A 7,903-nucleotide genomic window follows, 5' to 3' on the forward strand; every position below is an offset into this window, starting at 1 on the left:
CAGGATGATTTTTTCAACAGGTAGAAAATCATCCTTTTCGTCATGCCTGAGACGCAAAATATAAGAAATAACAACGCTCATGAACAGGGTATACGATTTTTATCCCTCCTTAACTTAATGACATTGGTAAGAGGAGATTTAAAAACAAGTCTTCGGGCTTGACTTTCCAAAATAGTTAGTCGATGCTAATCATCAATCCAAGGCAAATTTCGGCCGAAAAGAACGGTTTTTCATTCTGATCTTTACCATTCTGGATTTGAACGGACGGAATCGATTCCGCTCGTCAGGCAGGCAAAACAGTAACGTTTTGCAGGGATCGTCTGAACCAGCTCTTTTCTGGTCGATCGATAAAACAGAAAAGAAAAGAATAGAAAGCAGGTAAATTTATGAGTTCAGCCTTCCCATTCAAAAAAGTCATGCGCAATGCGATCCTTCTGCTCGTTGTCGCCTCCATGGCTCTGTTTGCGGGCGCATGCTCGAGTTCGAATGATTCGAATTCGACAGCCGCTTCCGAAATGCGCACGGTTCAGACCGATAAGGGCGAAGTGGAAATTCCCGTGAATCCGCAGCGCATTGTCAGCGACTACTATCTTGGCGAGTTTCTTGCGGTTGATGTGAAACCGGTGATTGCTTCTCCGTACGCTTTAAACAATCCGTATCTGGATGGCCTCACAGACGGCATCGAACCGATGAACATCACTTCCGCGGAAACGACACTCGAGCAGTTTACGGCAGCCAAGCCGGATCTGATTGTCACCATTACCGAAGCGGACTACGACAAGTATTCAAAAATTGCGCCGACCGTTTACATTCAGGACGGCAAGCGCAGCGATGAAGATACATTCCGCTACGTTGCCGATCTTGTAGGCAAATCCAAAGAAGCGGAAGACTATATCACAGCCTTCAATGAAAAAGTGGATTCCAAAAAGGAAGAAATCCAGAACATCGTCGGCGATCAGACCGTTTCGATTCTCGAAGTCTGGCCGCAGCAGATTTACACCATGGGCTCTCACTTTGCCCGGGGCGGATCCATCCTTTATGACATGTGGGGACTGAAAGCCCCAGAACCTATTCAGAGCACCATGGTCGACGGGGACGAAACGTATAAAGTCATTTCTCTGGAAGCTCTGCCCGAGTATGCCGGCGACTTCGTTCTGTATGGCGTACTGGACGGTACCGATCCGGCTTTCGTAACGTCTTCCAATCTCTGGAATTCTTTGCCGGCCGTACAGAACGGCAAGACGTTCCCATATGAACAGGTAGCCTTCATGCATCGCGATCCGATTACGCTCAATAAGCAGGCCGATCTGTTCATCGAATTTTTCGAGAAATTCCAGGAGAACTAATGATGCAGACCAGTACGAAGAAAACGATCTTCTTTCTGGTGATTCTTACGATCGCAGCGGTTTTCGCTGCGATCCTTTCTGTCTTTCTGGGCAGTACGGACATTTCCTGGCAGACCGTACTCGAAGCGCTCTTTCGCCCGGATCTGACCAGTCACCAGCAAATCGCCGTCGTGGAACTGCGCCTGCCGCGAACGATCGGCGACCTTCTTGTCGGGGCCGGTCTGGCCAGTGCCGGCGCGCTCATGCAGGGCATGACGCGAAATCCCTTAGCGGACAGCGGTCTGCTTGGCATTAACGCGGGTGCCTCCTTCGGTGTGGCGCTCTGTCTGGCGTTCTTTTCCAATGTCACGTTTGGTCTGACGATTTTTGTCTCCTTTCTTGGGGCGGCCGTTTCCGTCTTTCTGGTGTTCGGTCTGCTATTACTGAAGCATCGAAAACTGGATGCAACCCGCCTCGTTCTGGCCGGTCTTGCGGTAAGCATGTTCTTAACCGCGCTGACCCAGGGCATTTCCATTTTGACGAATACCGGACAGTCGCTGACCTTCTGGAGTGCCGGCCGTACGGCGGGTATCCGCATGGATCAGCTTAAAATCGCGGCACCGGTCCTAATTGCTGCATTAATTGCGGCCCTTCTGCTTTCCCGACAGGTTTCCCTGCTTTCGCTTGGCGAAGAAGCAGCCCGCTCGCTCGGTCTGAATCTCAATCGCTCCCGGCTGCTGACGATTCTGGTCGTCCTGCTTCTGGCGGGTACGAGTACTGCGCTTGCTGGCCCGGTCGCCTTTGTCGGTCTTCTCGTTCCCCATATCGTCCGCCGCATTGCGGGCGGCCGGTATGAAGCCATTCTTCCCTGCTCCATGATGCTTGGCGCCTTGATGATGGTTCTGGCGGACATTCTGTCCCGTACCCTCAATGCGCCGACAGAAACGCCGGTCGGCCTGATCTTTGCGGTGATCGGTGTTCCGGCTTTCATCTGGATCAGCCGAAAGGAGGAAGAAACCGATGCGTAAAAAACAGAAACAAATCTGGATTCCTCTGCTCATGGCCGTTCTGCTCGTTCTGGGCATTCTTTTCGATCTGAATGCCGGCTACGCGCAGATTCCCCTATCGGAGCTGTTTGCGGGCAATCCCGTTTTGCTCGATATTCGTCTTCCCCGGGTTCTCGCCTGCGTTCTGGTCGGTGCCGGACTTTCCCTTTCCGGAGCAGTTTTGCAGGGGGTTACCCGCAACGATATGGCTGAACCGGGCATTCTTGGCATTAACGCCGGAGCCGGTCTGGCCATCGCGATTTTTATCGTCTTCTATCAGGGCGGCAATACGAACTGGTCGCTGATGATGCCGATCCTTGCCTTTCTGGGCTCAGGCGGCGTTTTCTGGATCGAATACCGTCTGGCGTACAGCCATGGGCGCATTCATCCTAAAAAGCTCCTGCTGATGGGTGTCGCCATTTCCCTGGCCGTCACTTCCCTGACGACCATCCTCATGCTGCGAATGCCCGATTCGCAGTACGCCTTCGTCCAAAACTGGATTGCGGGCAGCATCTGGGGCGCCGACTGGCCAAACGTCATCCGTCTGGCGATCGGTCTTACTGTAGTCGGGGCGCTGATCTTCTACTTTTCACGAACCCTGAACGGGCTGATGCTTGGGGAAGCGCTGGCGACAGGAATTGGCATCGACACGAAAAAGTCTTCCCGTCTGTTTCTGATTGGGGCCATTGCGCTGAGTGCGTTTTGCACGAGCATCGGCGGCGGTCTGAGCTTTGTCGGTCTGATTGCCCCGCACCTTTGCCGGCGGCTGGTCGGTCCGAATTATCGCCATCTGCTTCCCGCCTGCGCGCTGGGCGGCGGTGTGCTGATGGTGTTTGCGGATATCATTTCCCGTACCTGGTTTCTACCGTACGAAATGCCGGTCGGCATTACCGCTGCCGTGCTGGGTGCACCGTACTTCCTGTACCTGCTCGTCAAGGAATAAGCCAAAAGGAGTCTCTTTATGGAACACAACGAAACAGTAAATCCATCTATGCCGGATCGTACCTTGAAGTCTTCCGATTCGAAGTCTGCGTACGCGATGGAAGGCCGGCATCTGAAAATCGGCTATTCCGATAAAACGATCATTCCCGAAATGAACGTAAAAATTCCGCAGGGGCAGATCACGAGCATCATCGGCCCAAACGGCTGCGGCAAGTCCACTCTGCTTAAGGGACTTGCGCGCATTCTTCCGCTGCAGGGCGGTGAAGTCCTTTTGCACAATCAGAACATGAAAGATATGGGGACGAAGGAAATCGCCCGTCAGCTCGCCCTTCTGCCGCAGGGACCGACGGCGCCGGCCGGTCTGAGCGTCCGTGAGCTCGTCAGCTTTGGCCGCTATCCGTACCAGAAAGGGTTTGGCACGATGAACGAAACAGACCGCCAAATCGTCGAACAGGCGATGAAAGACACCCGGACGCTGGAACTGGCCGATCGCAGTGTGGATCAGCTTTCCGGCGGACAGCGCCAGCGCGTCTGGATCGCGATGGCTCTGGCGCAGGATACACCGCTCATTTTGTTAGATGAGCCGACGACGTATCTCGATATGGCGCATCAGCTGGAAATTCTCGAACTGCTTGAACGGCTGAATAAGGAAAAGCAGAAGACAATCGTCATCGTCATCCACGATCTGAATATGGCCGCACGCTTTTCCGACTATCTGGTCGCCATGAAAGACGGACTGATCCTGCACGAAGGAAATGTGGGACAGATCATGAGTGCTCCGGTTTTGAAAGACGTTTTCAGTCTGGACGCCCTGATCGAAAAGGATCCCTGGACCGGCAAGCCGACCATGGTTTCGTATCGGCTGCTTTCCGGATCCTGATTTTGAAATCGAAAAAATCGGCCGGATGTCCAGCCGATTTTTTTGTGAGTACTCTCTAGTTGTGATGGATGAGGTGATCGTTAATGGAAATTGAATTTGATGCCGTTATTTTGCAGAACGGAACGATGGATGCTGCCTATATTGAAGTGCCCTATGACATACGCGAACGGACGGAAAAAGACCGCTGGCTGGTCGACGCCCGGTTTGATAACGTTCCCTATTCCGGTCAGGTCGTGCCCATGAAAACGCCGTTTTATCTGATCGGCCTGAACAAGCAGGTAAGAAAAGCACTGGGAAAGAGCTTTGGCGATCGCGTGCACGTCGTTTTAAAAGACCGGCAGATGTCGAAGAAAACCGATCGTTCTTCTGAACCGATACAGACAGATCCATCTTCCGTTAAGGAAGAAAAACCTGTTTCTAAGCAAACCAGACCTGCCTCCTCCAGGGACAAAAAGACGCCGGTTCGATCCAAACCGGAAACCGTAGACGAATACATTCAGAGGCAGCCTGAATCCTGGCAGGCGGATCTGAAAACGATGCAGCGCATTTTGCGTGAGGCAATGCCGAATACGATCGAAAAGATTTCATGGAGCATGCCGACATTCTGGAAAAAGCGAAACCTTATTCACTTTGCGGGCTTCAAAAACCATATTGGTCTGTATCCAGGCCCAGAAGCGATCGAACAGTTTAAAAACGAACTCAACGGCTATAAGACGAGTAAAGGCACTATTCAGATTCGGTATGGAAAAATCGATGAAGCGCTCGTTTCCGCCATTGCGAAATGGACTTTGCAAAACCAGGAAGCCGTCGATGCCGCTTTGAAACCTGAATCCGTTAAACCCAGATAATCGTCCCCTCTGCGTTCTGAGCCTTGCCTGACGATTTTCTTTTGCCTCCGAACCACCGGAGGCTTTTTTATTGGGAAGATTCCGAATTTGGAATTTTGAATGCCGGACGTTGAATTGCTTCCGTTTTCCGAGCGTTTGTGCGGTTTGAAAAGCGCCAAAAAAACAGACCCTGAGGATTTCAGGGTCTGCACGAAGATCCGCAAACGACTCGGCGTCTTTGATAAGATCGCCTGTCTATGGCGCGGATTCAAAAGTCAAAGGAGAAAAAGACGCTTATTTAACAGGGTAGCCAAGCATTTCGAGAACGCTCTTGGCGCCGTCGAGGGCAGGTTCCGGGATGTCCTGCAGAGTGACTACGGATTTGGCTTCGCGGTTAATGGCGGCTACGCCGTATACGGTGTTGTAGTCGTTGAGCAGTACGCGGGTCTGCTTCTGATCGGCATCGTAGGATTCGACTTCCAGATAGCCGTCGTCTTCAAGCTGGGAAGCGCTGGTTTCGTAGGTCTGAGACGCTTCGGTTTCGTTTTCGAAGTTCTGGCCTTCAACCTGGAAGGAACCGTTGTCGTTTTCGGCGGTAAAGGTCGTCTTGTCGCCTTCGGTTACGACATCGCTGACGCTGTAGCCGGCGTTCGAGAAGGCCATGCTGATGTCTTCAAGAGAAGCAGCAGACGTTTCCGTTTTGGATTCCTTGGATTCTTCAACGGAAGATACAGGTTCGGAAGCCGAAGATTCGGTTTTTGTTTCCGGAGCGGAAGAGCATCCCGCAATCATTAACGCAGACAGCAGCGCGAGCGCTGTAAGTGATCTTGTTTTCATATTACCTCCATATTAGGCAGTACATTCTGCCCGGAATTAGGCAGTACATTCTGCCCGGACCTGGAACGAAGGGACATGTCTTTTTGCAAGTGTAAAACTTGAAGGGCTGTTCGACTGGTTCAGGTACATCTTTCTTTACTTTCATTTAATAGTAGAGGAAGCGTTTTCCCGGCTTTGATGACCGCCTTTTCTTACAACGTCAAATCGCATACTCTTCTGCCTACGCGATTTCCTTTAAAAAATCGTGATTTTTCGACAGGATTGAAAAACTATACATCCGGTCCCCGGTTTGAATCGATTCGTTTTAAAATAGAGAAAGAATTACAGCTGAAAACAGAGTGAGGAGGATTATCAATGCTTCGAATTGGAATGCTTACGAGCGGAGGAGACTGCCAGGCGCTGAACGCCACAATGCGTGCCATCTACCTTTCCGCCATGAACAACGCTAAGGAACCCGTAGAGTTTTACGGATTCGAAGACGGCTATAAAGGCCTGATGTACAACCGCTACCGCATGCTGACGAGTGCCGATTTCAACGACATCCTGACACGCGGCGGAACCATTCTCGGTACGAGCCGGGTGCCGTTCAAGGATCTCGACAAGCCGGATGAAAACGGCAATAACAAAGTCAAGCTCATGAAGCAAACGTATCATGTGCTCGAACTCGACTGCCTGATCGTTTTAGGCGGCAACGGCTCTTTAAAAACCGCCAACCGTCTTTCCCAGGAAGGTCTGAATGTCATCGGCATGCCGAAGACGATCGACAACGATCTCTGGGGCACCGACATGACGTTCGGTTTCCAGTCCGCGGTCGATATTGCGACCCGCGCGATCGATGAAATTCACACGACTGCTTCGAGTCATGGCCGCGTATTTATCGTCGAAATCATGGGCCACAAAACCGGATGGCTGCCGCTCAACGCCGGACTGGCCGGCGGCGCCGATATCATTCTGCTTCCGGAAATCCCCTACGATCTGAACGTCGTTCTCGATGTCGTTAAGAAAAAGAAAACGAATAACCACGGCCGCTTCATGATTCTCGCCGTTGCCGAAGGCGCGATTTCGATCGAAGACAAGAAGCTGTCCAAGAAGGAATACCAGAAGCGCCTGCAGAGCTACACGTTCCCGTCCGTTTCCTACAAACTGGCCGCAGAAATTGAAGAAGCCACCGGCAAGGAAGTCCGCGTAACCATTCCAGGTCATACCCAGCGCGGCGGCATGCCGGACGCCTACGACCGCGTTTTCGCCAGCCGTCTGGGCGCTGAGGGCGGACGCATGGCCTGCCAGGGTGAATACGGCTTCATGGTCGCCTATCGCAACCGCGAAATCGTCAAAGTGCCGCTTGCCGAAATCGCCGGCAAGCTCAAGCTCGTCGATCCCGATTCCAGCATCATTCAGGAAGCCAGAATGCTTGGCATTTCGTTTGGCGATAAATAGCGGCGTGTTCTCTTTCAGTCAAGCCGTACGCTATATTCCCCTGTCCCGGCTAAACTGAAGGTATACGAAGAAACAGGAGAGGTGTTGATCCTCCAGGAGGTACCCCTATGTCAAAATTCAACGAAGTTAAAAACGAAGCGCTCAATCTGCGCAGCGATGCCCGCAAAGCACTGCTCATCGATCTTCTGCGCGCGGAAGAAAATCATGTAGCCAATTCCATGATTCCTCTGGAAGCCGATCATCGCGCTGCCATGAAAAAAGAAGAAGACGACCGTCTGTTCGGTATCGCCATGGCTTCTGCCGCCGTTGCCGCGCTGACCGGCGCCGCAGTGATCCTTGCTGTGAAGGGCAAACGCAAACTGGAAGAAGAAGCCAGAAAAGCGAAACTCCAGCTTGAGCAGGAGAAAAAGGACATGATCCGCAAGCTTGCGCAGGTCAAGGGCCGTCACTAAGCGCTGACCGGATTATCCTGAACATATCCTTCTGAACGTAAGCGTCAAATAAAAGACGGGTATTTTCTCGACCGCCTCCTTGGGATAATTCCTTTATTCAAGGAGGCTTTTTCATGGAATCAATCATCCCTGCAATCGATCTCGGTATCGATTTCTC

Annotated in this window: 8 protein-coding genes; 7 read left to right on the forward strand and 1 reads right to left on the reverse strand. The window is 52.0% G+C overall.

Going from position 1 to position 7,903, the window contains the following annotated elements; all coding sequences use genetic code 11:
• The first annotated feature begins 386 nt into the window (after positions 1–386).
• From Afil_RS10160 to Afil_RS10180, 5 genes are all read left to right on the forward strand, one after another.
• Positions 387–1,346 (forward strand): ABC transporter substrate-binding protein, encoded by a 960-nt coding sequence (locus Afil_RS10160; RefSeq protein WP_230268448.1) that lies wholly within the window; start codon positions 387–389, stop codon positions 1,344–1,346.
• Positions 1,346–2,353 carry a FecCD family ABC transporter permease gene (locus Afil_RS10165; protein ID WP_230268449.1) on the forward strand — a complete coding sequence of 336 codons (1,008 nt, stop codon included), beginning with the start codon at positions 1,346–1,348 and terminating at the stop codon, positions 2,351–2,353. The genes Afil_RS10160 and Afil_RS10165 overlap by 1 nt, the downstream gene beginning before the upstream one ends.
• Positions 2,346–3,314 carry a FecCD family ABC transporter permease gene (locus Afil_RS10170; protein ID WP_230268450.1) on the forward strand — a complete coding sequence of 323 codons (969 nt, stop codon included), beginning with the start codon at positions 2,346–2,348 and terminating at the stop codon, positions 3,312–3,314. The genes Afil_RS10165 and Afil_RS10170 overlap by 8 nt, the downstream gene beginning before the upstream one ends.
• An 18-nt stretch (positions 3,315–3,332) precedes the next feature.
• Positions 3,333–4,193 carry an ABC transporter ATP-binding protein gene (locus tag Afil_RS10175; protein ID WP_230268451.1) on the forward strand — a complete coding sequence of 287 codons (861 nt, stop codon included), beginning with the start codon at positions 3,333–3,335 and terminating at the stop codon, positions 4,191–4,193.
• Positions 4,194–4,276: 83 nt separating this feature from the next.
• Positions 4,277–5,041, forward strand: coding sequence for a DUF1905 domain-containing protein (locus tag Afil_RS10180; protein WP_230268452.1), 765 nt, complete (start codon positions 4,277–4,279; stop codon positions 5,039–5,041).
• Between the two features lie 273 nt (positions 5,042–5,314).
• Here the strand turns inward: Afil_RS10180 and Afil_RS10185 are convergent, their stop codons facing one another.
• On the reverse strand, positions 5,315–5,857 hold the full coding sequence (locus Afil_RS10185; RefSeq protein ID WP_230268453.1) for a hypothetical protein: 543 nt from the start codon (positions 5,855–5,857) through the stop codon (positions 5,315–5,317).
• Positions 5,858–6,211: 354 nt separating this feature from the next.
• Here Afil_RS10185 and Afil_RS10190 point away from each other — a divergent pair, with 354 nt between their 5' ends.
• Both Afil_RS10190 and Afil_RS10195 read left to right on the forward strand, forming a co-directional pair.
• Positions 6,212–7,294, forward strand: coding sequence for a 6-phosphofructokinase (locus Afil_RS10190; protein WP_230268454.1), 1,083 nt, complete (start codon positions 6,212–6,214; stop codon positions 7,292–7,294).
• A 107-nt stretch (positions 7,295–7,401) separates the two neighbouring features.
• Positions 7,402–7,746, forward strand: a complete 345-nt coding sequence (locus Afil_RS10195; protein ID WP_230268455.1) for a hypothetical protein — start codon at positions 7,402–7,404, stop codon at positions 7,744–7,746.
• The last annotated feature ends 157 nt before the right edge of the window (positions 7,747–7,903 follow it).

It is taken from the genome of Allobaculum fili (assembly GCF_020969955.1).
Taxonomy (GTDB): Bacteria; Bacillota_I; Bacilli_A; order Erysipelotrichales; family Erysipelotrichaceae; genus Allobaculum; species Allobaculum fili.

Excerpts from the sequence above, each read along its gene's own strand:
- Afil_RS10185 (WP_230268453.1), bottom strand. The coding sequence starts at position 5,857 with ATGAAAACAAGATCACTTACAGCGCTCGCGCTGCTGTCTGCGTTAATG.
- Afil_RS10170 (WP_230268450.1), top strand. The coding sequence starts at position 2,346 with ATGCGTAAAAAACAGAAACAAATCTGGATTCCTCTGCTCATGGCCGTT.
- Afil_RS10195 (WP_230268455.1), top strand. The coding sequence starts at position 7,402 with ATGTCAAAATTCAACGAAGTTAAAAACGAAGCGCTCAATCTGCGCAGC.
- Afil_RS10165 (WP_230268449.1), top strand. The coding sequence starts at position 1,346 with ATGATGCAGACCAGTACGAAGAAAACGATCTTCTTTCTGGTGATTCTT.
- Afil_RS10190 (WP_230268454.1), top strand. The coding sequence starts at position 6,212 with ATGCTTCGAATTGGAATGCTTACGAGCGGAGGAGACTGCCAGGCGCTG.
- Afil_RS10160 (WP_230268448.1), top strand. The coding sequence starts at position 387 with ATGAGTTCAGCCTTCCCATTCAAAAAAGTCATGCGCAATGCGATCCTT.
- Afil_RS10180 (WP_230268452.1), top strand. The coding sequence starts at position 4,277 with ATGGAAATTGAATTTGATGCCGTTATTTTGCAGAACGGAACGATGGAT.
- Afil_RS10175 (WP_230268451.1), top strand. The coding sequence starts at position 3,333 with ATGGAACACAACGAAACAGTAAATCCATCTATGCCGGATCGTACCTTG.